Raw genomic sequence first — 25,157 nt, forward strand, 5'->3', positions numbered from 1 at the left:
GCACAGACTGTTCTGGTGAAGAGCGTGTTTCATCACAGTCGGATCATTTGCTGAACAATTCGAACGCTGGTCGCGTTTCAACCGGTTGATGAGCAGGCCGATGATCTGCGTTTCAGCCGCTCAGAGCCGTGCGAAGCCGGTCGGGATCGGTCGTCGGAGCGTCACAGGTGAAGTTACGGCAGACGTACGCGGCGGGCTCGCCCTGCACGAGGGGGCGGTCGGCGAGGAGCGGCAGCTCGTCACTCTCCGGAGTGCCCACGGCCACCACGGCACCCGGCGCGGTACCGAGCAGCGCCGTCCGGTGCAGGGCCTTTGTCAGGGGATGCCCCTCCGGCCCCACGACCGCGACCTCCCGCGGCCCGTCGAGCAGCGCCTCCGCCACCGCGAGCCCCCAGCCGATGAAACGGGGAGCGCGCGGCCCGAGCGCCTTCACGACGCCCAACGCCCTTTCGGCGGCGGCCCGATGGGGCTCGGCTCCGGTCTGGGCGGCATAGCTCAGCAGGGCACCGGCCGCCGCGCTCCAGCCGGAGGGCGTGGCGTTGTCGGTGGGGTCCTGGGGCCGGCGGATGAGCCGCTCGGCGTCGGCCGCGGTGTCGTACAGCGCGCCGGACTCGGGATCGGTGAACCGCACGATCACCTGGTCCAGCAGGAACCCGGCGAATTCCAGCCACACCCCTTCCCCGGTGACGGAGGCCAGCGCGAGGAACCCCTCGGCGACGTCCGCGTAGTCCTCCAGCACCCCCGCGTTGGCCCCGGCCCGCCCGTCCTTGCTGGTACGGGACAGCTGCGCCCGGTCGTCCATATGCACCCGTACGAGGAGATCCGCGGCGGCGATCGCGGCGTCCACGAGGTCGGGGCGGTCGAAGTAGGCGCCGGTCTCCGCGAGGGCGGCGACGGCGAGCCCGTTCCAGGCGGCGACGATCTTGTCGTCGCGCCCGGGAGCGGGCCGCTCGGCCCGCGCGGCGAGCAGCCCACGCCGAATGTCGGCCACCTTCTCCGCGTCGAACAACTCGTCCTGCTGCGGCAGTTGCAGCACGGAGGAGCCCTCTTCGAAGGTCCCCTCCTCCGTCACCCCGAAGTACCGGGCGGCGAGTTCGCCGTCCTCCGCGCCGAGAACCTCACGGAGCTGCCGCGGGGTCCACACGTAGTACGCCCCCTCGACGTGCTTCCCCGTGCCGTCGTCGCTGTCGGCGTCGAGCGCGGAGGCGAACCCGCCCTCGTTCGTGCGGAGTTCGCTCACCATGAAGTCGGCTGTCTCCAGGGCGACGCGACGGGCGAGCTCGGAGCCGGTCGAACGCCAGAGATGCGCATAAACCCTGCACAAAAGTGCATTATCATACAACATCTTCTCAAAATGGGGCACAACCCACTCGCGATCCACGGAGTACCGCGCGAACCCCCCGCCCAACTGGTCGTAGATCCCGCCCCGCGCCATCCGCTCACAGGTGTCCTGCGCCATCTGGAGAGCGCCCTCGGAACCGGTCCGCGCGTGATGCCGCAGCAGGAACTCGATCACCATGGACGGCGGGAACTTGGGCGCGCCCCCGAAACCGCCGCGCGAGGCGTCGTACTCCCGGGTGAGCCCGAGCAGAGCCCCGGCCAGGTCCTCCTCGCCGGGCACCTCGCCGCTCCCGAAACTCATCTCCCGCTCGGCGAGATCCCGCACGATCTTCCCCGCGACCTCGGCGACCTCGCCCCGGCGATCGGCCCAGGCCCCGTGCACCCCCTCCAACACCTGCCGGAACGACGGCATCCCGTGCCGGGGCGCGGGCGGAAAGTACGTCCCGAAATAGAAGGGCTCCGCATCCTGCGTGAGAAACACGGTCATGGGCCACCCGCCCTGCCCCGTGGCCGCCTGCACGGCCTCCATGTAGACGGCGTCGACGTCGGGCCGCTCCTCGCGGTCGACTTTGACGCTGACGAAGTGCTCGTTGAGGTAGGCCGCGGTCGCCTCGTCCTCGAAGGACTCGTGCGCCATGACATGACACCAGTGACAGCTGCTGTATCCGACGCTGAGCAGTACGGGCACACCCCGCTCACGGGCCTCCTCGAAGGCCTCGGCCGACCAGGGCCACCAGTCGACGGGGTTGTCGGCGTGCTGGAGCAGATACGGGGACGTCTCATGGGCCAGTCGGTTCGGCATGGGTCCATCCTGCCGCAGTCCTCCGCCCCTGACGCGCCGGGCGCAGCCGCCCATTGATCGCGTCGCACCCTCGCGCTCACGTCCCCCACGAAGGACACTGGAAATCAAAGGAGTTGCCGCCGGAGGGGGACGTGACATGCGGGAAGGCCATCGGGCGGAGGCCGAGCGGCTGTTGGCCCGGGCCGTGGAGGAAGAGGTGCGGCGCTCGGGCGGGCGGAGTGACGGGACCGTGTTGCTGTCACGGGCCCGGGCCGCGCTCGACACCATGGCAGGGGCCGCCGCCGAGGAGTATGGGACGTACACCCGGGCGCTGGACGAGGCGGAGGCCGGCCGGCTGACGTTCGGACAGCGGTACGCCCGGGAGGGCGCCGGAACTCCCCTGCTGGTGGCGGTGGTTGCCGCCGTCGCGGCCTGCGCGGCGGACCTGGCACTGGGCACGGGCGCCGGAACGGCCGTCGGCGCGGGGGCGAGCGTCGCCGTGGTGGGCGCGGCGGCCACCGTGCTCAAGGTGACCGCCTCGCACGTACCGGCCGCGAGCCGCCGGGCGGGAGCCCTGGGCCAGCCGGGCGGCCCCGAGCAGTTGCGGCTCCAGTGGCTGACGGCGCTGGAGGTACGGGGCATCCGGCCGTTCCTCGATCAGCATCGGGTGCTCAGCGCCTCCGCGGGGGCCAAGCAGGGCGCTCCCCAGCTGCGGCGCACCGACAAGAGTGCCGCGGCGCGCAGACGCAACGTACTGGAGCAGTCGTTCGGGCAGCTTCCCGAGCCGGCCGGCCCGTTCACCGGGCGCCGGACCGAGCTGTCCCGGGTGGCGCAGTGGGTGCACGCGGCTCGCGCCGGCACCGAGACGAAGCCGACCGTGGTCGTCCTGCACGGCGCCCCCGGCTCAGGCCGCAGCACCCTCGCGATCCGGGCGGCGCACAGCCTGAAGGACCAGTTCCGCGGCGCGTGCGTGGTGGACCTGCGCGGCGACAGCACCGAGGAGCCTCCCCTCACCACCCGCGACGCCATGCTCCACCTCCTCAACCGGCTCGGCGCACCCCGCGAGCAGCTCCTCTTCCGTGAGCGTTCCTCGCAGGACCAGCAGGTCAGACGCCTCAGCGAGCTGTACCACCAGCATCTGACGGGCCTGCCCGTCACGATCGTGCTCGACGACGCGAGCGACGCCGAGCAGGTCCGCGCCCTGATCCCCGAGCGCTCGGAGAGCCTGGTCCTGGTCACGGCCCGCAAACCGCTCGACCTGCCCGCCGACCTCGCCGCCTGGGTGCACCAGCTCCCGGTCGACGCCCTGGACGCGGCGGGCGCCGAGGAACTGCTGAACGCGGCGGCCCAGGAGAAGCCGGACCCGTACGACGCCGAAGCCTCCGACCAGGTACGGGAGCTGTGCGGCAGCCTCCCCCTCGCCCTGCGCATCGCGGGTTCCTCCCTCGGCCCGCGCACCCCGCGCCAACTGGCCTCCGACCTCGGCGCGTACGGCCCCGTGGAGCCGGTCGAGCGGGTGCTGTGGCTGCGCTACACCGACCAGACCGACACGGCGAGGCGCCTGCTGCGCCGACTGGCGCTGGCCGGCCGTGCCTCGCTCGGCGCCGCCGCCGCGGCCTCCCTGCTCGCGACGGACGAGCAGGAGGCCACCCGCCACCTCACCGCGCTCGCACAGGCGGGCCTCATCGACCACGTCCGCGGCAGCCGCTACCGGCTGCACGACCTCGTCCGGGCCTTCGCCCAGGCACGGCTGCTCGACGAGGAGGAGCCGTCCGAGCGGACGGCGGCCCAGGAACGCCTGATCGTGAACTACGCGGAGCTGGCCGACTCGGTGATCCGCCTGGTCGACGGCAAGACGTCGACGCGGGCGGATCAGTTCGGGCCGCACGGCTTCACCTCCCTCGACGCGGCCCTGCGCTGGCTGGACGACGAGTCGAGCTTCATCACGGCCACCCTGCGCCACGCGGAAGGCGTGAACCAAGCGGCCGTACTGAACCTCCTCGGCGCCCTGTGCGACTACTGCCTGCTGCGCGGGGACCTCTACCGCCTGGGTGAGATCAGCGAGTTGACGCAGGCCGTCGACCAGGGCCTGCTGGTGCGCTCGGTGCAGTGGCGCACCGGTATCGCGGCCCGCCAGCTCGGCGAGCTGGACAAGGCCCACACCACCCTGTCGTCCGTGGTGAACCTCTACTTCGAGGCGCACCACGACGCGGGCGCGGCCCGGGCCCTGGGCTCCCTCGGCATCACCCTCCACCACCAGGGCAACCTCACCGAGGCGGCCGCCAAGCTCCAGGAGGCCATGGAGCTGCAGGCCTCCCCCGAGCTGGCGACGGACCGCGCGTGGACGATGCACGCGCTGGCCGCCGTGGAGCGCGACCGGGGCCATCTCGACCTCGCCCTGAACCTGCTCACCGAGGCCCTGGTCCTGCACCGCGCGGGCGAGTCCGTGCACGGCGAGGCGTGGGCCCACTTCCAGCTCGGCCAGCTGGGCCTGCGGATGGGCGACGTACCGTGCGCGGAACGGGAGTTGCGTGACGCGCTCGACCTGTACGGCCGTACGCGCGACGCCCGCGGCGAGGCCTGGGCCCTGACCCAGCTGGCCCGCGCCCGCCTCGTCGACGGCGACCCGTCCACCGCGGTCGACGGCCTGCGCCAGGCGGCCTCCCGGCACCGGGAGAACGAGGACGCGCGCGGCGAGGCATGGACGATCTACTACCTGGGCCAGTCCCTGGAGGAGACCGGCAACCTGGACCAGGCCGTCCGTGAACTGGAGCGCTCCCGCACGATGTTCTCGCGGATGCGGGACGTGTACGGGCTCGCCTGCGCCCGCCACCACTCGGCGCGCGTCACCCGAGACCAACGGGCCGCCCAGACCGGCTCCCTGCGCAACTCGGGCTTCGCGCGCCAGCTCCTGGTGGACGCGCGCGCCGACTTCCAGCGCATCGGCGTGGCCCACGGCGAGGCGTGGACCTGCCTGGAGCTGGCGGTGGTCGACGCCGGAAACGCCCGTACGCCGGGCGCCCTCGCCCTGTGCGACGAGGCGGCCGGCCTGTTCGCCTCGTACGGGGACCGGCGCGGCGAGGACTGGGCCAGGTTCCTGAGGTGCACCCTTCTGCCGTACGGCTCCCCGGGCGGCCTCGAAGTGGGCAGCGCCGTCGCCCAGGAGGAACTGGCGCAGCTCTCCCGCACCGGCCACCCGCTCCGCGACGGAAGGCTCGACGACTACGTGGAGGCGTACCAACTCTTGCTCGAACGGGGGGTCGACCTGGACGCGGGATGGCAGGCTTGGCGCCTGGGAATGGTGCCGAGCCGGCATGCCCGGGAGGTCATGGGGGTGACGGTGACCGCGGCGCGCTAGCACGGTGGGGATGTTCGGGTACGAGGGGGACTTCGGTGTCGTTCGTCGGGCGCACGCGCGAACTCGCCGCGGCACGGCGGGAGTTGGAGACCAAGCGGCTCCTGGTGGTGAGCGGCGGACCCGACTCCGACCGGTCCGCCTTTCTCGACGCGGTGGCACGAGAGGTCGCGGACGAGGCGGGACTTCCGGTGCACCGATTACGGGTGGCGGACGCCGGGGAGCGGTCGGGGGAGGCCGGGCGGACGCCGGGCGAGGTGGCGGACACGGTCGTCGAGGCCTGCCGGGGCGTGTTCGCCGTACATCCCTGTGTCGTGGTGGTGGACGGAGTCCCCGCGGGGACGGCCGACGGAATCCCCACCGGGACGGCTGACGGGTCCCTTCTCTCCGACCTGATCAACGCCTTCGCCGGGTCGGAGTCCTTCCTTCTGGTGGGCTCGACGGACGCCCGGGAGGGCACCACTCCACCGTTGGCCCACGCCCCCGACGACCACACGGTCCTCCTCGAACGGGCCGTCACCGCCCACCGCAGGGGCCGCCTCGGCGAGGCCGAGCAGCGCCTCTCCGCCCTCCCTTCAGACCGGTGCGCCGACGGCTGGGTGCTGCTCACCCGGGCCGCCGTCCACTGCGACCGGGGTGATCCGCGGGCGGCCGGACCGCTGCTGAGGCGGGCCGTGGAGGCCCACCAGGTCGCGGGCGACCGGCGCGGCGAGGCGTGGGCGGTCTTCCTGTACGGGCGGATGTGCCTGTTGCGCGGCCGGGCCGAGGACGCGCGGAGGCTGCTGGGCGCCGCGCGGGAGACGTTCCGGGCGATCAGTGAGGCCCGGGGTGTGGCGTGGGCAAGCGGCGAACTCGCGCGGCCGGCCGCTCGGTCGGGCGCCCCGGCCCCGGACGCCCTCGCCGAGGCGCGTCGGCTGCACGCGCGCGCGGGCGACCGGCGCGGCGCCGCCTGGGCGCACCTGTGGTGGACCGTGGCAAAGGCGGACGAGCCCGGCTTTCCCTGGCAGGAGGAGTTCACGGACGTCCTGCGCCGCTTCCATGAGGTCTCCGACCGGCTCGGGACGGCATGGACACTGCACCACCACGCGCTGACCCTGGCTCGTACGGACGGGACGGACGGCGTGGATCGAACGGGCGGGACGGATGAGCGTCGGCGTGAGGCGGACCGGCTGTTCGAGGGGGCCTTGTCGCTCTTCGAAGAGGCGGACTGCCCGCACGGGCGGGCCTGGACCATGCTCGAGTACGCGCTCCGCTCCCCCGCCCACCGCTTCCTGAACGGCGAGTGGGCGGCGGAGATCCGCCATGTGTTCCATGGGATCGGCGACGAGGCGGGCGAGGCCTGGGTGGACCTCGCCGAAGCCGGACGGTACCCGGGTGGCGAGCCACCGTACGAACTGGCCTGCCGCTACCCCGCCGCCCTGCTGGACACGCTCGGGTGGACCGAGGCCGGCGATCCGCTGATCCCGCGCGCGGCCCGTGACACCCAGCCCGAACCGCGTCCCGGCTTCCCGCGCCCCGGTGACCGCGACCGCCCGGACGACTTCCGGGCCCACGTCCGGCTGACCCTTCTCGACGACATACCCGTCCCGGACGTGCCCGCCCGTATCGCCCTCCAGGTCGTACCCGGGCCGGGGCACCCCTGGTCCACCGTCCCGCTCCCCCCGCTCACGGCCCGCGCGGCCTCCCTCGGCCACGCGGAGATCGACCCCCCACACGGCGTCCCCGCCGACGGAGCGGAGTTCCGCTTCACCCCGCACCGCCCCGGCTCGCACCGGCTGCGCTTCACCGTCGAGGACCCGGCCACCGGGACCGTCCTCCAGCGGGTCGAGGCCGAGATCGACGTGGTCCCGTCCGATCCGGGGCCGCACCGGCCCACCGCGGCCACTCCCGCGCCCCGCCCCGCGTCCGCGCGGAGGGCCTGAGCCCGATGGCCCGCGAACTTCTCAGCCAGGTCGTCCAGGACCCCAGCCGCGGCTTCACCCGCCACCCGGCCCCCACCGTCCGTCACCCGGACCTGGTCCTCGCTCTCGACGCCCACGCCGACGACCACATCCGGGCCCGGGTGTACGGCCCGGCCGTGCCCCCGTCCGCGACAGAGCACGCCCTGAGGCTGAATGTGAAGCCGGCCGCCGTCACCGCCGCCGCGGCGCATCTGCGGGCGCTGTGGAAACGGGAACTGGTCGACTTCCAGCCCGTGGACGAGCGTGGGATCCCGGTCGGGGGCCGCCCTCACTTCCCGTACGCCACCTGCCCGGATCTCACCGCCGAACCCCGGGAGGAACTGCGCGGGATCCTCGACGAGCTCGCCCGCCAGGGCTCCCACCTGCTGTACGGGGAGCTGCTCGGCGACGGCGGCCGGGGCACCCGGCGCTTCGGCGAGATCCTGACCGGCGCGCTGAGCCGCGAGGAGCCGTTGCGCATCCGCGTCGACTCCGACCTGTTCCTGCCCTGGCCGATGCTCGCGCTGCCCGAGGACACCGCGAACGGGCCCGGTGGCCCCGGCAGCGACACCTTCCGCCGTTTCCTCGGCTACCGGCACCAGATCGAGCAGACCGGCGGCCACCACCCGCGCTTCCCGGTACCCGCCGACGACGAGCACGCCGGGCTGCCGCCCTCGTCACCGGTGGTGAGCCTGAACCACGACAAGGGCATCGACCCGCAGGGCGTCACCCTGGCCGCCGAGGTCGAAAGCGCCCTCGCCACCGGCACCGTCCGCGTCGAACGCGCCCTGCGCGACGAGCTGCTGCGCGCCCTGCGCTCCGACGGGCTCGACGAGCAGCTGATGTACTTCTGGTGCCACGGGCACTTCAGACCCGTCGCCGACGACAGGGCCCCGCTGTTCGTCCTGCGGCTGAGCGACGGCAAGGACATCGACGTCCCTGCGGTCCTCGCCGAGCGCGGCCCCGCCGACCCTCTGCTCGCGCAGCGCCCCTTGGTGTTCCTCAACGCCGGTTACGCCGGGCTGCCCGCCACCGCCGAGCCGGCGCGCCTGGGCGGCGCGCTCATCGAGGCGGGCGCGGGCGGGGTGCTGGCGCCGCAGATCGAGATGCCGCAGCTGTTCGCCGCCGAGTACGCCCACGCCTACGTCACCCGCTATCTCGGCGGGCGGGAGACCGCGGGCGGGATCGTCCACGGGCTCGCCCGGCACTTCGCCGACGCGTGGAGCAACCCGCTCGGCCTCGCGTACGCCCTGCAGTGCGGCATGGACAACAGGCTGGAGCGGGCCACGGTGTGACCGCGCCGACGGCCGCCCCAGCGTACGGAGGGACCCCTGCGTACGAAAGGACGGTGCCGAGGGTGAGGGTGCGCACTCCGGCCACCCGTGGCCGGAGTCCGCACACCAGGCTCAGCCCTTCGCGGGCGAGGCCTTCCCGCCGGGGCCGCTCCCCTTGCCGGAGGCCGCCGCGGCGCCCTTCCCGGGCCGCTCCGGGTCCTCCTCGAAGGTGACCTTCCCCATGTGCCGGTTCATGGACTTCATCAGGCCCCACACCGCCAGGGCCAACGCCGCGAAGACGATGAAACCGAGGACGCCGGGGGTGACCTTGTTCTCGTCGACCTCCTTGGCGAGGGGAACGAGGTGCGTCAGTGCCAGGCTTGCGCTCATATCAGGCATTGTCGCGGATGCCCGCGAAGAGGTCGTCCTCGGGGAGGGAGGTGTCGACCAAAGAGGTGGCGAGCTCGTACTCCTCGGTCGGCCAGACCTCCTTCTGGATCTCCATGGGGACCTTGAACCAGCCGCCGTCGGGGTCGATCTGCGTGGCGTGCGCGATCAGCGCCTTGTCACGGATCTCGAAGAAGTCCGCGCACGGAACGTGCGTGGTCAGCGTGCGCTCGGTGCGCTCGAACTCGCTCCACCGCTTCAGCCAGTCCCCGTACGGCGACTCCAGACCGCGCTCCAGCAGCGCGTTGTGCAGCGCCTCGGTGCGCGGGCGGTTGAAGCCCTGGTTGTAGTAGAGCTTCTGCGGCTGGAACGCTGGGCCGTACTCGGACTCCGGGTACTTCTCGGTGTCCGTCGCCCCCTCGAACGCCACCATCGAGATCTTGTGGGTCATGATGTGGTCGGGGTGCGGATAACCACCGTTCTCGTCGTACGTGGTGATCACCTGCGGACGGAACGAGCGGATCTGCCTGACCAGCTCTCCGGCCGCCTTGTCCACGTCCTCGAGCGCGAAGCAGCCCTCGGGCAGCGGCGGCAGCGGGTCACCCTCCGGAAGGCCGGAGTCCACGAATCCGAGCCACTCCTGCTTGATGCCGAGGATCTCGCGGGCCTCGTCCATCTCCTTCTTGCGTACCTCGTGGATGTGCTCCTCGATGTACTGGTCGCCCTGGAGCTTCGGGTTGAGGATGGAGCCGCGCTCCCCGCCCGTGCAGGTCACGACCAGCACGTCCACCCCCTCGGACACGTACTTCGCCATGGTGGCCGCGCCCTTGCTCGACTCGTCGTCGGGGTGGGCGTGCACGGCCATCAGTCGCAGCTGGTCAGTCAAGACTCGATCCTCAGTAAGTCGGCCGTGAGGCCAGTCGGCAAGTCGGCGCCCGGCGTGTTTCGGCGTCATGGGCGGCTTCTATAGTGACGGAATCGGGGGACGAATAATTCCGGGACCCCGTCCCCGAGAGGACGATCATGAGCACGGCGAGCACACAGCTGCCCGAGGGCCGGTACGGCCGCTCCGAGGACGAGCGCGCGGACCGGAAACTCAAGGTCATCGGCACTGTGCTGGGCGTGGCCCTGCTCGCCCTGATGGGCTGGTTCGCGTACTACTACGTCTTCTCGAACAAGATCAGCGCCGAGGTGATCACCTTCAAGGCCGTCTCGGACAACGCGGTCGAGGTGCATCTGGAGGTGCGCAAGGACGCGGGCGCCCACGGCTACTGCACACTGCGCTCGCAGGCCGACGACGGCAGCGAGGTGGGCCGCGCGGACTTCCGTTTCGACCAGGACTCCTCCCGTATCGACAAGGTCGTCACGCTCCGTACCACTTCCCGCGGCGGCACGGCGGAGCTGCTCGGCTGCCACGCCGACTGACACCACCCGCTGTAGTACCCCTTGCACCGCCCGCCGCCTCCGGCACCACCCGTGGTACCTACGCGCTGACCTGCGTTGACGTAATTCTGATGTCTTATGTCCTCCCCCTTCTGCCTGGGAATTGTTAGGCTCGTGGTTTCGCCCACCCGTGAAAGCACATTCTTCTGGGTAGGGCGATGCTTTGTATTCCCAGTACCTACGAGGAGCACCTGTGACCCAGACCAGCGAGAACGTCACCTGGCTGACCCAGGAGGCGTACAACCAGCTCAGGGCCGAGCTGGACTACCTGTCTGGTCCTGCGCGCACGGAGATCGCCGGCAAGATCGCGGCCGCGCGCGAGGAAGGCGACCTGCGCGAGAACGGCGGGTACCACGCGGCCAAGGAAGAGCAGGGCAAGCAGGAGCTCCGTGTGCGCCAGCTGACCCAGCTCCTGGAGAACGCCAAGGTGGGCGAGGCTCCCGCGGCGGACGGCATGGTCGCCCCCGGCATGGTCGTCACCATCGCCTTCGACGGCGACGAGGACGACACGCTGGACTTCCTGCTCGCCTCGCGCGAGTACGCCAGCGCCGACATCGAGACCTACTCGCCCCAGTCCCCCCTGGGCTCCGGCGTGAACGGCAAGAAGATCGGCGAGGACGCCCAGTACGAGCTGCCCAACGGCAAGCTCGCCTCGGTGAAGATCCTCAAGGCCGAGCCCTACAAGGGCTGAGCCGGGACCGACCACAGCGACGATGCCCCCGGCCACGCCGGGGGCATCGTCACACCCGCGTCACCACCGTCAGGCGTGCCGCGCCCCGTCCACAGCGTGTGGAACTTGAGACTTGTCACCATGCGCATCGACTACGACCCCGAGGCCATGGGCGGGGCTGCCTTCTACAGGTTCATGACGTCGGTTGTCATCCCTCGTCCGATCGCGTGGATCTCCACCGTCACGTCGGACGGCTCCACCGAGAACCTCGCCCCGCACTCCTTCTTCAGCATCGCCAGTACCGACCCGCCGATCGTGCAGTTCACCTCGATCGGCCGCAAGGATTCCCTGCGCAATGTCGAGGACACCGGGGAGTTCGTCGTCAACTTCTCCTCCGAACCGCTGCTGGAGCTGATCAACTCGACTGCCACCGACTTCCCCCGGACGGTGAGCGAATTCGACGTCGCGGGAATCGACCGCGAACCAAGCCTCCATGTACGGCCGCCCAGGGTGGCGGCCTCCCCCGTCGTCCTGGAGTGCCGTTCGCACACCACCCTGCGGATGGGCAACTCCACCCTCGTCTTCGGACGGGTGCTCCACGCCGCAGTGAACGAGGAGTACATCGTCGACGACCGGCCCAGCTCCGAACGTCTGCGTCCGCTCACCAAGCTCGGCGGCCACGAGTGGGGCACCCTGGGCGCGGTCGTGCACCTGCGCCGCATCCCCTACGAGGAGCCACAGCCCGGGTAGCCGAGCGGCCGACTGTCGAGAGCGCGTTCCGCGAGCGACCCTGAAGAGGGGAGGCGGGCCGACTTCTTGGAGTGATCACGTCGTGAACACCATGCACGCCGTACGGGCCCACAGTCGTGGCGGACCCGAGCAGCTCGTGTACGAGATGGCGCCGCGTCCGCGGCCTGCACCGGGCGAGGTGCTCGTCGCCGTTCGGGCGGCTTCCATCACCTCGGACGAGCTCACCTGGGACGCCACCTGGACCGACCGCCTCGACGCGACAGGCAAGGACCGCACCCCCATCGTCCCCTCTCATGAGGTGTCCGGGGTCGTGTCCGAGCTCGGTCCCGGGGTCACCGCTGTGGCCGTGGGGGACGAGGTCTACGGGCTCATCCCGTTCACACGTGACGGTGCGGCCGCCGAGTACGTCAGCGTGCCGGTCGATGTTCTGGCGGCCAAACCGGCAGGGCTGGAACACGACAAGGCGGCGGCTGTTCCACTGGCGGCGCTCACCGCCTGGCAGGCGCTGGTGGACCACGCCGCTGTGAAGGCCGGACAGCATGTCCTGATCCTGGGCGGGGCGGGGGGCGTCGGCTCGTTCGCCGTACAGATAGCCTCCGCCCTCGGCCTACAGGTCACCGCGACGGCGGCCGCACAGGACAGTGCCTTCGTGACCGGCCTCGGCGCCCAACAGGTCCTGGACTACGCGGGCACCCGCTTCGAGGACCACGTCAACGACGTCGATGCCGTTCTGGACCTGGTGGGGGGCGAGACGCAGACACGGTCCTGGACCGTCCTGCGGCCAGGCGGTGTCCTCGTCAGCATCGTGTCGCCGCCAGATCCGAGGAAGGCAGCCGAGCACGGTGCCCGCGGCGCGTTCTTCATCGTCGAGCCGAACCACGACGAGCTGGATGCGATCACCCGGCTCATCGAGAACGGCCGACTCGCCCCGGTCGTGGACCGCGTCGTCGCACTGACCGAGACGCGCAACGCGTATGAGGCGCTGCGCAGGAAGCATCGGCGGGGAAAAGTCGTCATCCATGTCCCGGCGATGAACTGAAGGGGACCGAGCCTCCCCGGGAAGTGCCGAGGCACTGGCCGAAAGGCCGCCGCAGCGGCTTCATCGGGCCGGGCCGAGTACCTCGTCGGCGCTGCGGGGCTCGGTGCGCGGCTGCTGGTTGAGTCGGTGACGCTCGATGGAGGAGTGGCGGTAGACCTCCTTGCGGGCCCGCATGATGTTGCCCAGGGGCGCGTGCTCGGCGGTGACCCGCCAGGGCGTGAAGGACAGCGCGTCCATCTTCTCCAGGTTTTCCGGGCCGGAGATGTCCTGCTGCGGCAGCCGCAGTCTGGCCACGGTGACGGACGGCGAGAGCTGCTCGGGCCACTCCACGGTGGTGTCCTCCACCGGCATCCGCTCCAGGTCGGTGCAGAGTTGGACCTGGATGTCGAAGGCGTAGGGCCGCTCCTGCAGCTCGGCTTGCAGGGCCGGTCGGAAGACCTCCTGCGCGGAGGTCGGGTCGATGGTGCGCCGGACCACCGCGGCGGCGCAGGACGGATCGGGGGTGATGCGCACCTTGGCGATGTAGTCCCCGTGCCGGACCGCGCCCATCGTCCAGTAACTCGACAGCAGCAGGTTTGCCGGAGGGGTCTTCGACAGCCGCAGGAAGGCCAGGAACTCGTCCCACGCCCAGTTGTCCTGGTCCAGCGTTCCCTTGCCGGTCACGAACTCGGTGAAGAAGCGATGCGCGCCGGGTCGGCCCTGGGAGAAGTAGGCCGGCGCGTTCAGGAACAGTTCCTGGATGAACAGGTAGTGCTCGACCGTGTTGCAGAAGAAGATCGGCCCGTTGATGTTGGCGTAGTCGAACGTGCCAGTGTCCGGTTCGTCTTCCAGCAGGGTCGGGCCGGGGACGTCGAACATCTTCAGCGCCAGTCCGGTGGCGGCGCCCAGTCGCGCGTCGGCTCCGGCGTGCGGCGAGCCGTTGGAGAAGCGGATGAGCGCATCGTGGGTTCCCGGAGTCGCGTAGATGCCTTGGGCGTACTCGGGCGCAAGCCCGTCCAGGATCTCCACTTCCCCCCGGACCAGCCCGTAGCCCTTGGCGTGGGCGTCGCGGAGGGCCCGGCCGGTGCCACCGGCCTCGACCGACTCGGCGATGTAGCTCTCGGTCTTTTCGATCACCGTCTGCACGTTCTGGTCGAAGTGCGGGTCGTCGTCTTCGACGTCCGGCGTGTAGCGGACGAACTGTGCTGCCATGACGTCGACCTCTTCTCGAAGACCGTGGTGGGGCCTCAGGGGGGAGGAACTGCCCTCAGTCCTCCAGTTCGGCGAGCCAGCGCAGGGCGCGCAGACCCGGCACGAAGCAGTACTCACCGCCCCGGGTCACCACGAAGCTGGGCAGGTTCTGCAGGCGGCGCCGGACCGGCTTCTCCGGGATGGTGACGCTGCCGGTTCCGCCGTGATGCCCGGCCACCGGGTCCTTCTCGCCGGGGTAGCCGATGAAGTTGCCGTCGTTGACCCACTCGGCCTTGATGAACTCAAACTGCCGTTCAAGGTGTGCTCCGAGGAAGACTCCGACCAGACCCCGGTCGGCGCCGTCGTCCTCCAGCACGCCCTCTGGTAGCGGCGGGCCGTAGGTGGTGCCGCGGCGGATGAGGCGGTGCATCCGTGCGTCGCCGATGATGGTGGAATCGCGGGGGTTGGTGCGCCGGATGTGCGCACCGGCGGGGCACCGGTAGCCGCGATCGTCGTTCTCCCGGTACAGGAAATTGTTGATGCGGTGCGGATCGGCCGCCAGCTCCGGATCATCGTGCTCCGGCGCCAGCGTCAGCGGCGCCCCGCTGGGCCAGCGTCCGACCATCTTCGCCGCCAGGAGTGCCTCCTCCTCGGCACCGGAGCTGTTCGCGCGCAGGTACCGGCGCCAGGCCGCCACGTTGGTGTGGACCTTGCGCACAGCCGCGTAGGTCCCGTTGCGCCCCAGCACATCGGGGCTGGGCATGGGCGGCAGGTTGCCGGTCTCGTCGGGGTAGCCGAGGATGAACTCGCCCGCCTTGATGGGGGCTTCCTGCGGGTTCGAGCCGGGCAGTCCGACGCCCTCGATGTTCGGATGGCTGATGCCGTCACGGAAGCCGAAGGTGGTGCGCCCGGTCGGGAGCTGGTGGACCTCCTGCTGCCAGATCACCTGGACACCGGGCGTGTCCTCGTAGGCGACGCGGGCCCGCTCCAGCTCCTTGTCCAGCTGCGCCGTATCTGAGGAGAGTGCGCTCAACGCGATATGGATGTCGCCCGTTCCGAACGGTGCCTCCCAGTGGGCCGGGGCGCTCTCGCCCACGTCACCGATCAACTCCGCCCGAGCGGCCATGCCCTCACGAAACGCCCGCGGAAAGCTGTCCAGCGACTCCTGAGGCACGCCCAGGGCCTCCAGTCCCTGGTAGGTGAACGCCAGGGCCACCCAGGCATCCTGGCTCCGGTCCACGCCGGGCAGACCACCCGCGGTGACCGGGAGCAGCCGCCGCAGCAGGGCTCGCCCGGCATGGCGGTCGTCGACGCGCAGGAAGACGAACTTTCCCTCGTACGGCACGGGCCGTGGACGCAGTGCCCCGCTCTGGACGTCGTCGATCTCCACGCCCACGCCGGCCGCACTGCTGCTTGCCGTTGCATTCATGCTTGCTTGTGCCTCCACATCGGCGTCTGCCCGGGCAGCCCCGCAGTGCCGACCCGCGCCCGCTGACGCGGTCCACAGATGTGGGGTCGGCTCCGAGGGTTGGTTGTGTTCGGGTTCTATGCGGAGGCTTCCTCCAGCAGCTTCTGGAAGGCCGGCGTGGCCAGCAACTCGGCGTTCGCCGGGTTGTCCAGCGCCGCCCGGAACTCAGCGGTGTCCAGCACCGCCTCGAACGCCTCCTCCACGCGCTGGTCCTTCCAGATCTGCTGAACGGTCAGATCGGGGTACGAGCTGACGAAGACGCCCGCAGGGGCCTGGTGGGCGACGAACCAGTCCTTCACCCCTGGGTCAGCGACGCCGGGGAACCCTTCGCTGTGCGAGAAGACCTTGTCGAAGTTCGCCCCGATCACCGTCTGGGCGAAGTCGTCGATGTAGGTGTCCCAGGTGCCGTCGAAGACACTGGCGAACATGAACCGGGTGTCGTTGTCGAAGATCACGTGCCGTGCGTCGTGCAGGGTGCCGATCTGGTGCAGCGCCGCACGGGATTTCGCATCAGCCGACCCGCTGGCGAGCATGGCGAGATCCTCACGCAACGCATCAGCATGGCCCGGCTTGATCTTGGTAATGACAGTGAACTCGCCACAGACCCCGTCCGACCTGCCCGGGCGCTCGGGGTGAGCCGATGGGGTGGCACCTGTCGTCGCGGTCATCGTGAGATTCTCCTGCCACGGATAGGTCTGAGGGTCGCCAGGCGCTCGGATATGAGGCGCCATCGCCCTCACGTCCAATCCTTACTCCACGCGCACCGCCTCGCACCCTCGACCATGGGTGTCCGTCGTCCAGCGCCAGGGCGACACGTGATCGGCGTCTCCCTCCGGGGGTAAGGCAAGCCGCCTCGGGTACCGACTTGCCGTCCAGTTCCGAGAAGGCGGCAATGCGGGCGGTCGGCCGACCAAGGCCAGGGTGCCCGAGTCCTGAGGAGCTCCCGAGTCCTGAGGAGCTCCCGAGGACAGATCCTGAAAGGCGCAGGAAGATGGAACGGGAACTTGCCGAGTCGGTCGTCGTCACGTTCCCGGGCAGCCGCTTTCCCAGGGCCGTGCCGAGGAGTTCGGCGTTCACAGGGACCACTTCCGGGACGGCTGCGCCCCCGGCCCAGGACCCCCAGCAGTTCCGGCGCAGGTCCACGACAGTCCCACAGCCGGCCGCACAGGTAGCCGGGTCACCCACTCGCACCAAGCCTTGCTCAACTCGATCGCCGCCCTGCCCCATCCACCAGGAGGTAATCATGGGCAAAGTTCTCGGTGACGTGCTGGGTCTTGCGGCCGGCGTCGCGATCAGTCCGCTCCCGATCATCGCCATCATCCTCATACTCGCCACGCCTCGGGGGCGTCTCAACGGCCCCCTCTTCACCGTCGGCTGGATCCTGGGGCTCTCGGCACTGGGCGCGGTGATGCTGGCAATCGCTTCCCCCGCAAATGCCTCCGCCCACAATCACCCGGCCACCTGGGTGGGAGCCCTCAAGCTCGCGCTGGGCGTGCTCCTCGTCCTCTTCGGCGCCCGGCTGTGGCACCGGCGGCCGAAGGATGCCTCACAAGCCCAGCTGCCGAAGTGGATGGGCGCGATCGACCGCCTCACGCCGGTCAAGATCTTCGGACTCGGCCTGGCCTTGGCCGCGCTCAACGCCAAGAACGCCCCGCTGACCATCGCCGCGGCCGCCTCCATCGGCTCAGCCGGACTGCCGGTCGGGCAAGAGATCGCCTCGCTGGCGATCTTCGTCCTGATCGCCACCCTCGGCCTGCTGGCCCCACTGGGAGTCTTCCTGCTCGGAGGAGAGCGAGCCAGAACCACGCTCGGCAACTGGAAGGACTGGGCAGCCCAGCACAATGTCGCCGTGATGGGAGTCCTGTTCTTCGTTCTCGGGCTGAAGCTGCTCGGAGACGGCATCTCCATCCTCACCTCCTGACAGGCAACGAGAGAGGCCCCGGCGTCTGCCAGGGCCTCTGGTCCATCTTTGCTCGGTCAGGCTGCGCCTAGTCGGCGGCCATGCAGGGGGCGCAGTGAAGAAGCGTGATCAAGCGTCTGCGCGACGGTACTTGCGTACCGCGAGCGTTCGGAACACCACGACGATCAGCACGGACCACAGCAACGATGCCCACACCGGGTGCTGCATGGGCCAGGCGTCCGGCACCGGATAGCCCGCCGGGAGGTTGCCGAAGAGATGCCGGCAGGCCTGCACGGTGGCGCTGAACGGGTTCCAGTTCGCGATGGTCCGCAAGAACGACGGCATGTTCTCCGACGGCACGAACGCGTTCGAGATGAACGTCAGCGGGAACAGCCAGATCAGGCCGCCGGAGGTGGCCGCCTCGGGGGTGCGTACGGACAGGCCGATCAGCGCGCCGATCCACGAGAACGCGTAGCCGAGCAGGAGCAGCAGGCCGAATCCGGCCAGCACCTTGCCGAAGTTCTCGTGCGTGCGCCAGCCGACCAGGACGGCTACGACCGCGAGGACCATCAGGGTGAGGGCCGTCTGCACCAGGTCGGCGAGGGTCCGGCCGGTCAGGACCGCGCCGCGCGCCATGGGCAGCGAGCGGAAGCGGTCGATGAGGCCCTTGTGCATGTCGTCGGCGATGCCCGCTCCGGCGCCCGCGGTGGCGAAGGTGACGGTCTGCGCGAAGATGCCCGCCATCAGGAACTCGCGGTATCCGGACGGGCTGAGGCCCGCACCCGGGACGTTGATCGAACCGCCGAACACATAGCTGAACAGCACCACGAACATAATGGGCTGGATCAGCCCAAAAATGACCATCTCGGGAATCCGGGTCATGCGGATCACATTCCGCCGGGCGATGACCAGGGAGTCGCGCACGGACTGGATGACGGCGCCCTGGGGGGCCGTCGCGGGGACGGCGTCTGTCACGGCACTCACTTCGTGGCCTCCGTCTGCGCGGTTTCCGTCTGCGCGGTTTCGTCCTTCGCCGGGTCCTTCTTCGCGGGGTCCTTCGGCTTGCGGCCCCTCGCGTCCCCCGCCGCCCCGCTCTCCTCGTCCTTCACCTCGGCGACATGCCCGGTCAGGGAGAGGAAGACGTCGTCGAGCGTGGGCCTGCGCAGCCCGATGTCGTCGATCTCGATGCCGCGGGAGTCCAGCTCGCGGATGACCTCCGCGAGGAGCTTCGCGCCGCCGGTGACGGGCACGGTGAGCTTGCGGGTGTGCTCCTCGACGGTCGCCTCGCCCTTGCCGAAGCCGCGAAGCACCTCCGAGGCCGTCGCTATGTGCTCACGCTCGTGCACGACGACCTCGACGCGCTCGCCGCCTGTCTGTGCCTTGAGCTGGTCTGCGGTGCCACGGGCGATCACACGGCCGTGGTCGACCACACAGATGTCGTGCGCGAGGTGGTCGGCCTCTTCCAGATACTGCGTGGTCAGCAGCAGGGTCGTACCGCCGGAGACCAGCTGCTTGATGACCTCCCACAGCTGCTGCCGGTTGCGCGGGTCGAGGCCGGTCGTCGGCTCGTCCATGAACATCACCGGCGGTGAGACGACCAGCGCGGCGGCCAGGTCGAGCCGGCGGCGCATACCGCCCGAGTACGTCTTCGCGGGGCGGTCGGCGGCCTCCGTCAGGTTGAACTGCTCGAGGAGCTCGGCCGCGCGGACCTTCGCGGCCTTCGCCCTCATCTGGTAGAGCTGGCCGACCATCCGGAGGTTCTCGCGGCCGGTCAGGTACTCGTCGACGGCCGCGAACTGTCCGGAGAGGCCGACCCTGCGCCGCACCGCGTCGGGGTGCTTGAGCACGTCGACGCCCGCGACGACCGCCTTGCCGTTGTCGGGGCGCAGGAGGGTCGTCAGACAGCGGACGGCGGTCGTCTTGCCCGCGCCGTTCGGTCCCAGCAGGCCCAGGACGGTGCCTTCCGGGACATCGAGATCGACGCCGTCCAGAGCCCTTACGTCACCGAAGGTCTTCACCAGGCCTTCGGCATAGATGGCGCCTGGCATGTGAGTTCTCCACGTCGTTGGGGAATTTTCACGGTAACTTCTTACCTTTGCCCGTCTCGTCCCGCCCCACAGACTGCGACGAGCGCAGCGAGAGGCCGGGCGGGGACCGGGCGCGACACACACCATAACGCGATGTATCGCGTTACTCAACAGATTCTTCCAAGCCTCGAGGACAGGGGTCCTGACCTCGAACGATGAATGTCAGTCGATCATTCGATGACCGTGTAGCCGGCCTCGCGCAGGGCGCGGCCGACCTCGGCGCAGTGCTCCGGACCCTTCGTCTCCAGGTGCAGCTCGACCTCCACCTCCGTGAGCCCGAGCCGGGGATCGGTCCGTACGTGACTCACATCGAGGACGTTAGCGTCCGCCACTGACAACACCCCGAGAAGTGTGGCCAGAGCACCGGGACGGTCCGTCAGCCGAAGCGTGACCGCGAGGTAGCGACCGCTCGCTGCCATGCCGTGGCGCAGGATGCGCTGCATCAGCAGCGGGTCCACATTGCCGCCCGACAGCAGCGCGACGACCGGGCCCTCGAAGGTCCCGGGCTCGCTCAGCAACGCCGCGACGGGGCTCGCGCCCGCCGGTTCGACGACCAGCTTGGCCCGCTCCAGACAGAGCAGCAACGCGCTCGACAGGTGGCTCTCCGACACCGTGCGGACCTCGTCCACCAGCTCCTCGACGATCCGGAACGGCACATCGCCGGGCCGTCCGACCTTGATGCCGTCGGCCATCGTCGCCGGGTTGTCGACCGACACCGGGCGCCCGGCGGCCAGCGAGGGCGGATACGCTGCCGCGCCCGCCGCCTGCACGCCGATGATCCGTACATCGGGGCGCAGCGCCTTCACCGCGACCGCGATACCCGCGGCCAGCCCCCCGCCGCCGATCCCGACGACGATCGTGCGCACCTCCGGGCACTGCTCCAGGATCTCCAGGCCGACCGTGCCCTGACCCGCGATGATGTCGGGGTGGTCGAAGGGGTGGATGAACACCGCGCCCGTCTCGGCCGCGTACTCCTGGGCGGCGGCCAGCGTCTCGTCGACCACCTGACCGTGCAGCCTCACCTCGGCGCCGTAGTCGCGGGTGGCCGCGACCTTCGGCAGCGGGGCGCCGGTCGGCATGAAGACCGTGGAGCGCACGCCGAGCAGCGAGGAGGCGAGGGCGACGCCCTGCGCGTGGTTGCCCGCACTGGCCGCGACCACACCCGCGGCGCGCTCCTCCGGAAGCAGCCCCGCGATCCGCACATACGCGCCACGCAGCTTGAACGAGCCGGTGCGCTGGAGGTTCTCACACTTGAAGTGCACCGGGGCGCCCACCAGCTGGGACAGGTACCTGCTGCCCTCCATCGCGGTCATCCGCGCCACGCCCGTGAGCATCTTCTGGGCGCCTCGTACGTCGTCCAGAGTCACCCTGGGCAAGGAGTCGGCCGTGCTGTAGCTCATGACCACCAGTCTCGCAGTTCACACCCGAGGACTCCTGGTGTGACCACGGGCCGAGACCGGTTTTACTCAGCGTCGGTACGACCCGCGTCCGAGCCGCGTACCCTTTCCCCCAACCCAGCTCCCCACGCATGAATTGAGCCCCCGGCCATGCCCACAACACCAGAGATGTCGATGGACATGACGACCGTCGGTGACACCGGTCTTCTCGACACGCTTCAGCACGAGGTCGCATTGTTCGCGCGCCGTGCCGAACAGACCCGGCTCGGTGGGGTGGGGCAGGTCCGCAACTCCATGGACCGCGCCGCATACCTGCTGCTCAACCGCCTCGACAAGGAAGGTCCGATGGGCGTCAAGGCGCTCGCCGCGAGCATGGGCATCGACTCCTCGACGGTCACCCGGCAGGTGGCCCCGCTGGTCGACACCGGTCTCGTCAAGCGGACCTCGCACCCCGAGGACGGACGCGCCGTGGTGCTCCAGCTGTCGCCGCGCGGGCAGTCCCGCCTCGACGAAGTGCGCTCCTCCAGGCGCCAGTTGATGGCCGAGCTGACCCACGACTGGGCGCCGGAGGAGCGCGAGGCCTTCTGCTCGCTCCTCACTCGCTTCAACAGCGCTCTCTCGTCCCGGATGGCCACGACAGGGGGCACGGCGGGGGAACAGCCGGCTTCCTGAGCCTCCCGCCGCCTTCTTGAGCCTTCACACGTGTGTGCCCGCCGGACTCTTGACCGCGGGGCCGCGTCTGGCCTCATATGAGACCGGGTCCTTGTCGCACACGGTGCGGCCCGTCGTACACGGCCGGGCCCTTGGTTCCGTCAGGGTCGTCCTCGGGCGGGAGGCGTGGTGCGAGAACGGCGTGCGTTCCAAAGCGCCCGCCGGGCCCGGGAGTTCGAGGCGTTCGTCGCGGGCGCGGCAGGGCGGCTGCTGCATGCCGCCACACTGCTCACGGCGGAGCCGCCGAACGCCAATCCGCGCGCGCGGCGCCTGCTGACGCTGGCACTCGCCCACACGTACGCCTCCTGGGACCGGCTGCGCGGTGAGGACCCGTACGACCGGGCCCGCCAGCAGCTGGCCGTCCGCTTCGCGCGTGGGGCGTGGCACCAGTACGGGGCTCTGGGACGCTCCCGCCCATCCCCATCCCCATCCCCATCCGGCTCCGGCCCGGGCTCCGTGGCCGTCCTGGCCCGCCTGACGCCCCAGGAGCGGCTGATCCTGGTCCTGAGGATGTACGAGGGGGTCGCCGAGGAACAGACTGCGGCCCTGCTCGGGCTCCCCGTGGAACGGGTCCGGGCGATCTGTGCCCGGGCGATGACGACACTGCTGCACCCACCGCGCGGACCGGCACCGACCATGGCGAAGGTGGTGCCGTCATGAAGCACGGTGGTGTGGTCATGAAGCACGGTGGTGTGGTCGTGAGGCTGGTGATGCGGTCGTGAACCTGCCCGAGCGCGAGGCGAACGTACGGCGGCTGCTGGAGCAGAAGCAGCCCCCCGTGCCGCCCGACCTGTACGCGGACGTCGTGCGCCGCGGGAGCCGGATGCTGCGCCGCAGGACGCTGGCCCGGCGGGTGATGTGGCTGCTGCTGTTCGCCGCGACCGTCGCCTTCGTGGTGTGGGCGTCGATGGCCCGTCCCTGGGTGGAGCCGCCTTCGCAGACGACCCCACCGCTGACGGGCTGGTGACCCCGAGGGGCCGGTGGTGGGTTTAGCCGAGGGCCTGCTGCAGGTCCTGGAGCAGGTCGTCGACGTTCTCGATGCCTACGGAGAGGCGGACGAGGTCGGCGGGGACCTCCAGGGCCGAACCGGCGGCGGACGCGTGCGTCATGCGCCCGGGGTGCTCGATCAGGGACTCCACGCCGCCCAGGGACTCACCGAGGGTGAAGACCTTGGCGCGGTTGCAGACCTCGACGGCCGCTTCCTCGCCGCCCTCGACCTGGAAGGAGACCATGCCGCCGAACGCCTTCATCTGCTTGGCGGCGATCTCGTGACCGGGGTGCTCCGGGAGGCCCGGGTAGAGAACGCGGGTCACGCGCGCGTGCCGGGTGAGCATGTCGGCGATCTTGGTGGCGTTCTCGCTGTGCCGGTCCATGCGCACCGAGAGCGTCTTGGTGCCGCGCAGCACCAGCCAGGAGTCGAAGGGCCCGGCGACCGCGCCCATCGCGTTCTGGTGGTACGCCAGCTCCTCGCCGAGCGCCTGGTCGCCGACGATCAGCGCGCCGCCGACGACGTCCGAGTGGCCGCCCATGTACTTGGTCAGCGAGTGCACGACGACGTCCGCGCCGAGCGCGAGCGGCTGCTGCAGGTAGGGGGTGGCGAAGGTGTTGTCGACGACGAGCCGGGCGCCCGCCTCACGCGCGATCTGCGCGACCGCGGCGATGTCGGTGATGCCGAGAAGCGGGTTGGAGGGGGTCTCCACCCACACGACCTTGGTCTTCGGCGTGAGGGCGGCCCGTACGGCGGCCGGGTCGCTGGTGTCGGCCACGGACCACTCGACGCCCCACCGCGAGACGACCTTCGCGAAGAGGCGGAACGTACCGCCGTACGCGTCGTTCGGGATGACCACGTGGTCGCCGGGGCTGAGCAGCGTACGCAACAGGCAGTCCTCGGCCGCCAGTCCGGACGCGAACGCGAGGCCGCGACGACCGCCCTCCAGGGCGGCGAGGTTCTCTTCCAGGGCGGTCCTGGTGGGGTTGGCGCTGCGGCTGTACTCGTAACCGCCGCGCAGCCCTCCGACGCCGTCCTGCTTGTAGGTCGAGACCTGGTAGATCGGCGGGACGACCGCGCCGGTGAGGGGATCGGCGGTGTTGCCCGCGTGGATCGCGAGGGTCTCGAAGTGCTGACTGATGTGCCTGTCGCTCATGGGTCCCGAGCGTAGTGCGCCCGCGGGGCTGATGGCGGCTCACGGCCTGTGCGGGGCGCCTCGTGGTCTGCGCGGAGGCACCTCGTGGTCTGCGCGGGCGGCCGGGACCGGACCGGGTTGGCCAATTGTCGGACCCGTCTGGTTCGCTTGAGGCATGGAGATTCTCTGGGTCCTGATGGCGCTGGCCATGTTCAGCCTGGTCCTGTTGCCGGTCCTCAGGCGCAGGCGCACCGGCATTCAGCTGGTCTCGCCCGGCGACCCGGACGCGGCGGACCCGGAGAACTACGGATTCCTGCGTCAGGAGGAGCTGGACATCCGCATGCCCGGACCGGACGGGGACCTCCTGGACGTCCTGGACCTGGTGCAGCGCACACAGGACTACCAAGCGGCCTCGCAGCTCCTGGCGGGCACGGAGATCTCGGGCGAGACGCGCTGGCAGCGGGTGCAGGCCTTCGCCGGCGCCGCGTCCCTGGAGCTGCAGCAGCGCCCGGGCGGGGTCAGCGAGACGCCGGGCGGGCAGTGGCTGCGGGTGTGGCGGGCCGAGAAGCCCAAGGACGCGGGCGGCGCGGCGGTGCACGCGGAGTTCCTGGTGCAGCAGGCGTGGCGGACGTCGACACCGGGGACGAACGAGTTCCGGATCATCATGGAGGAGGCGAGGACGGCATGCGGCGAGGCGGCCCTGCTCTCCCCCGGTGACCCGATCCCGTACATCATCGAACTGTCGGTGGCCCGCGGACTCGCCTACTCCCGGCCTGAGTTCGAGGCGCTCTGGCTGAAGATCCTGGACCGCGCGCCGGCCCACATGGGCGCGCATCTGGCGGCCCTGCACTACTGGTGCGAGAAGTGGCACGGCTCGCGCGAGGTGGCGTACTCCTTCGCGGAGGCCGCGGCGGCCCGCGCCCCTCAGGGTTCCCTGCTGGCCGCCATGCCGCTCTTCGCGGTCTTCGAGCACCTCCCCGAGGTGAACCTGGTCCGCGGCTTCTACCAGAGCGAGGTCGTCACCAAGGCGGTCCACGGCGCGCTCTACGCGGTGCACGCGGCCCGCCCCGACGACCCGATGCTGGCGCACGTGCGCCACCTCCTGGTGCTCTTCCTGGTCCGCGGCGAGCGCTGGGCGGAGGCCATGAACCAGCTGGTGCACGTGGACGGCCACGTGGGCGCCCTCCCCTGGACCCTCACACCCGACCCGGCGGCTGACTACGCGCTCTACCGCGCCCTGGCGGTGGCGGGCTACGAGGCGAACGGCGGAACGCCGGCGTCACTGCCCCGCTGAGGACGTACGAGCCCCGGAATCACGACC

General features: G+C 70.5%; 22 protein-coding genes. 12 read left to right on the forward strand and 10 right to left on the reverse strand.

Annotated elements, in window-relative coordinates; genetic code table 11:
* Positions 1 to 112 precede the first annotated feature (112 nt).
* On the reverse strand, positions 113 to 2,143 hold the full coding sequence (locus SMIR_RS12885; RefSeq protein ID WP_212727028.1) for a thioredoxin domain-containing protein: 2,031 nt from the start codon (positions 2,141 to 2,143) through the stop codon (positions 113 to 115).
* 136 nt (positions 2,144 to 2,279) lie between these two features.
* On the opposite strand from SMIR_RS12885, the gene SMIR_RS12890 reads away from it, so the two are divergent.
* From SMIR_RS12890 to SMIR_RS12900, 3 genes are read left to right on the forward strand one after another with little or no spacing between them, the layout of a single operon-like run.
* Positions 2,280 to 5,480, forward strand: a complete 3,201-nt coding sequence (locus SMIR_RS12890; protein ID WP_212727029.1) for a tetratricopeptide repeat protein — start codon at positions 2,280 to 2,282, stop codon at positions 5,478 to 5,480.
* 35 nt (positions 5,481 to 5,515) lie between these two features.
* Positions 5,516 to 7,399, forward strand: a complete 1,884-nt coding sequence (locus SMIR_RS12895; RefSeq protein WP_212727030.1) for a tetratricopeptide repeat protein — start codon at positions 5,516 to 5,518, stop codon at positions 7,397 to 7,399.
* Positions 7,400 to 7,404: 5 nt separating this feature from the next.
* On the forward strand, positions 7,405 to 8,712 hold the full coding sequence (locus tag SMIR_RS12900) for a hypothetical protein (protein ID WP_168495040.1): 1,308 nt from the start codon (positions 7,405 to 7,407) through the stop codon (positions 8,710 to 8,712).
* Between the two features lie 111 nt (positions 8,713 to 8,823).
* Here the strand turns inward: SMIR_RS12900 and SMIR_RS12905 are convergent, their stop codons facing one another.
* Both SMIR_RS12905 and mca read right to left on the reverse strand, forming a co-directional pair.
* Positions 8,824 to 9,090, reverse strand: coding sequence for a hypothetical protein (locus tag SMIR_RS12905; RefSeq protein ID WP_211118795.1), 267 nt, complete (start codon positions 9,088 to 9,090; stop codon positions 8,824 to 8,826).
* The gene (gene mca / locus SMIR_RS12910) at positions 9,083 to 9,943 is read right to left on the reverse strand and encodes a mycothiol conjugate amidase Mca (protein WP_075032337.1); all 861 of its coding nucleotides are present in this window, start codon (positions 9,941 to 9,943) and stop codon (positions 9,083 to 9,085) included. Before mca ends, SMIR_RS12905 begins: the two co-directional genes overlap by 8 nt.
* Before the next feature lie 158 nt (positions 9,944 to 10,101).
* Here mca and SMIR_RS12915 point away from each other — a divergent pair, with 158 nt between their 5' ends.
* The 4 genes from SMIR_RS12915 to SMIR_RS12930 all read left to right on the forward strand — a co-directional run bounded on the left by SMIR_RS12915 (position 10,102) and on the right by SMIR_RS12930 (position 12,980).
* Entirely contained in the window at positions 10,102 to 10,503 is a 402-nt protein-coding gene (locus SMIR_RS12915) for a DUF4307 domain-containing protein (protein ID WP_168495038.1), read from the forward strand.
* Positions 10,504 to 10,714: 211 nt separating this feature from the next.
* A complete protein-coding gene (gene greA, locus SMIR_RS12920) occupies positions 10,715 to 11,212 on the forward strand; it encodes a transcription elongation factor GreA (protein ID WP_168495037.1) in 498 nt (165 codons plus the stop codon).
* A 120-nt stretch (positions 11,213 to 11,332) separates the two neighbouring features.
* Positions 11,333 to 11,941, forward strand: coding sequence for a flavin reductase family protein (locus SMIR_RS12925; protein ID WP_168495036.1), 609 nt, complete (start codon positions 11,333 to 11,335; stop codon positions 11,939 to 11,941).
* Positions 11,942 to 12,032: 91 nt separating this feature from the next.
* Positions 12,033 to 12,980: an NADP-dependent oxidoreductase gene (locus SMIR_RS12930; RefSeq protein ID WP_168501266.1), complete on the forward strand. Its 948-nt coding sequence runs from the start codon at positions 12,033 to 12,035 to the stop codon at positions 12,978 to 12,980.
* A gap of 60 nt (positions 12,981 to 13,040) precedes the next feature.
* Here the strand turns inward: SMIR_RS12930 and SMIR_RS12935 are convergent, their stop codons facing one another.
* From SMIR_RS12935 to SMIR_RS12945, 3 genes are all read right to left on the reverse strand, one after another.
* Positions 13,041 to 14,171, reverse strand: coding sequence for a catalase family protein (locus SMIR_RS12935; protein ID WP_168495035.1), 1,131 nt, complete (start codon positions 14,169 to 14,171; stop codon positions 13,041 to 13,043).
* A 55-nt stretch (positions 14,172 to 14,226) separates the two neighbouring features.
* Positions 14,227 to 15,579: a Dyp-type peroxidase gene (locus tag SMIR_RS12940; protein ID WP_168495033.1), complete on the reverse strand. Its 1,353-nt coding sequence runs from the start codon at positions 15,577 to 15,579 to the stop codon at positions 14,227 to 14,229.
* 116 nt (positions 15,580 to 15,695) lie between these two features.
* On the reverse strand, positions 15,696 to 16,349 hold the full coding sequence (locus SMIR_RS12945) for a hypothetical protein (protein ID WP_249938623.1): 654 nt from the start codon (positions 16,347 to 16,349) through the stop codon (positions 15,696 to 15,698).
* 512 nt (positions 16,350 to 16,861) lie between these two features.
* On the opposite strand from SMIR_RS12945, the gene SMIR_RS12950 reads away from it, so the two are divergent.
* A complete protein-coding gene (locus tag SMIR_RS12950) occupies positions 16,862 to 17,539 on the forward strand; it encodes a GAP family protein (RefSeq protein ID WP_168495029.1) in 678 nt (225 codons plus the stop codon).
* Positions 17,540 to 17,647: 108 nt separating this feature from the next.
* Here the strand turns inward: SMIR_RS12950 and SMIR_RS12955 are convergent, their stop codons facing one another.
* The 3 genes from SMIR_RS12955 to ilvA all read right to left on the reverse strand — a co-directional run bounded on the left by SMIR_RS12955 (position 17,648) and on the right by ilvA (position 21,005).
* Positions 17,648 to 18,502 (reverse strand): ABC transporter permease, encoded by an 855-nt coding sequence (locus tag SMIR_RS12955; protein ID WP_212727032.1) that lies wholly within the window; start codon positions 18,500 to 18,502, stop codon positions 17,648 to 17,650.
* On the reverse strand, positions 18,499 to 19,566 hold the full coding sequence (locus tag SMIR_RS12960; protein ID WP_249938419.1) for an efflux ABC transporter ATPase subunit, DrrA-related: 1,068 nt from the start codon (positions 19,564 to 19,566) through the stop codon (positions 18,499 to 18,501). Before SMIR_RS12960 ends, SMIR_RS12955 begins: the two co-directional genes overlap by 4 nt.
* 209 nt (positions 19,567 to 19,775) lie before the next feature.
* Complete coding sequence (ilvA, locus tag SMIR_RS12965; RefSeq protein ID WP_212727033.1) at positions 19,776 to 21,005, reverse strand: threonine ammonia-lyase; 1,230 nt, start codon at positions 21,003 to 21,005, stop codon at positions 19,776 to 19,778.
* A gap of 165 nt (positions 21,006 to 21,170) precedes the next feature.
* Between ilvA and SMIR_RS12970 the strand changes: the two genes are divergently transcribed.
* The 3 genes from SMIR_RS12970 to SMIR_RS12980 all read left to right on the forward strand — a co-directional run bounded on the left by SMIR_RS12970 (position 21,171) and on the right by SMIR_RS12980 (position 22,680).
* Positions 21,171 to 21,674, forward strand: coding sequence for a MarR family winged helix-turn-helix transcriptional regulator (locus SMIR_RS12970; RefSeq protein ID WP_101400352.1), 504 nt, complete (start codon positions 21,171 to 21,173; stop codon positions 21,672 to 21,674).
* A gap of 168 nt (positions 21,675 to 21,842) precedes the next feature.
* Positions 21,843 to 22,373: a sigma factor-like helix-turn-helix DNA-binding protein gene (locus SMIR_RS12975; RefSeq protein WP_212727034.1), complete on the forward strand. Its 531-nt coding sequence runs from the start codon at positions 21,843 to 21,845 to the stop codon at positions 22,371 to 22,373.
* Positions 22,374 to 22,431: 58 nt separating this feature from the next.
* Positions 22,432 to 22,680, forward strand: a complete 249-nt coding sequence (locus SMIR_RS12980) for a hypothetical protein (RefSeq protein WP_168495023.1) — start codon at positions 22,432 to 22,434, stop codon at positions 22,678 to 22,680.
* Positions 22,681 to 22,702: 22 nt separating this feature from the next.
* On the opposite strand, the gene SMIR_RS12985 is transcribed toward SMIR_RS12980, so the two are convergent.
* Positions 22,703 to 23,857, reverse strand: a complete 1,155-nt coding sequence (locus SMIR_RS12985) for a cystathionine gamma-synthase (RefSeq protein WP_168495021.1) — start codon at positions 23,855 to 23,857, stop codon at positions 22,703 to 22,705.
* A gap of 154 nt (positions 23,858 to 24,011) precedes the next feature.
* On the opposite strand from SMIR_RS12985, the gene SMIR_RS12990 reads away from it, so the two are divergent.
* Positions 24,012 to 25,130: a hypothetical protein gene (locus SMIR_RS12990; RefSeq protein WP_168495019.1), complete on the forward strand. Its 1,119-nt coding sequence runs from the start codon at positions 24,012 to 24,014 to the stop codon at positions 25,128 to 25,130.
* Positions 25,131 to 25,157 lie beyond the last annotated feature (27 nt).

The sequence above is a fragment of the Streptomyces mirabilis genome, assembly GCF_018310535.1.
Taxonomy (GTDB): Bacteria; Actinomycetota; Actinomycetes; order Streptomycetales; family Streptomycetaceae; genus Streptomyces.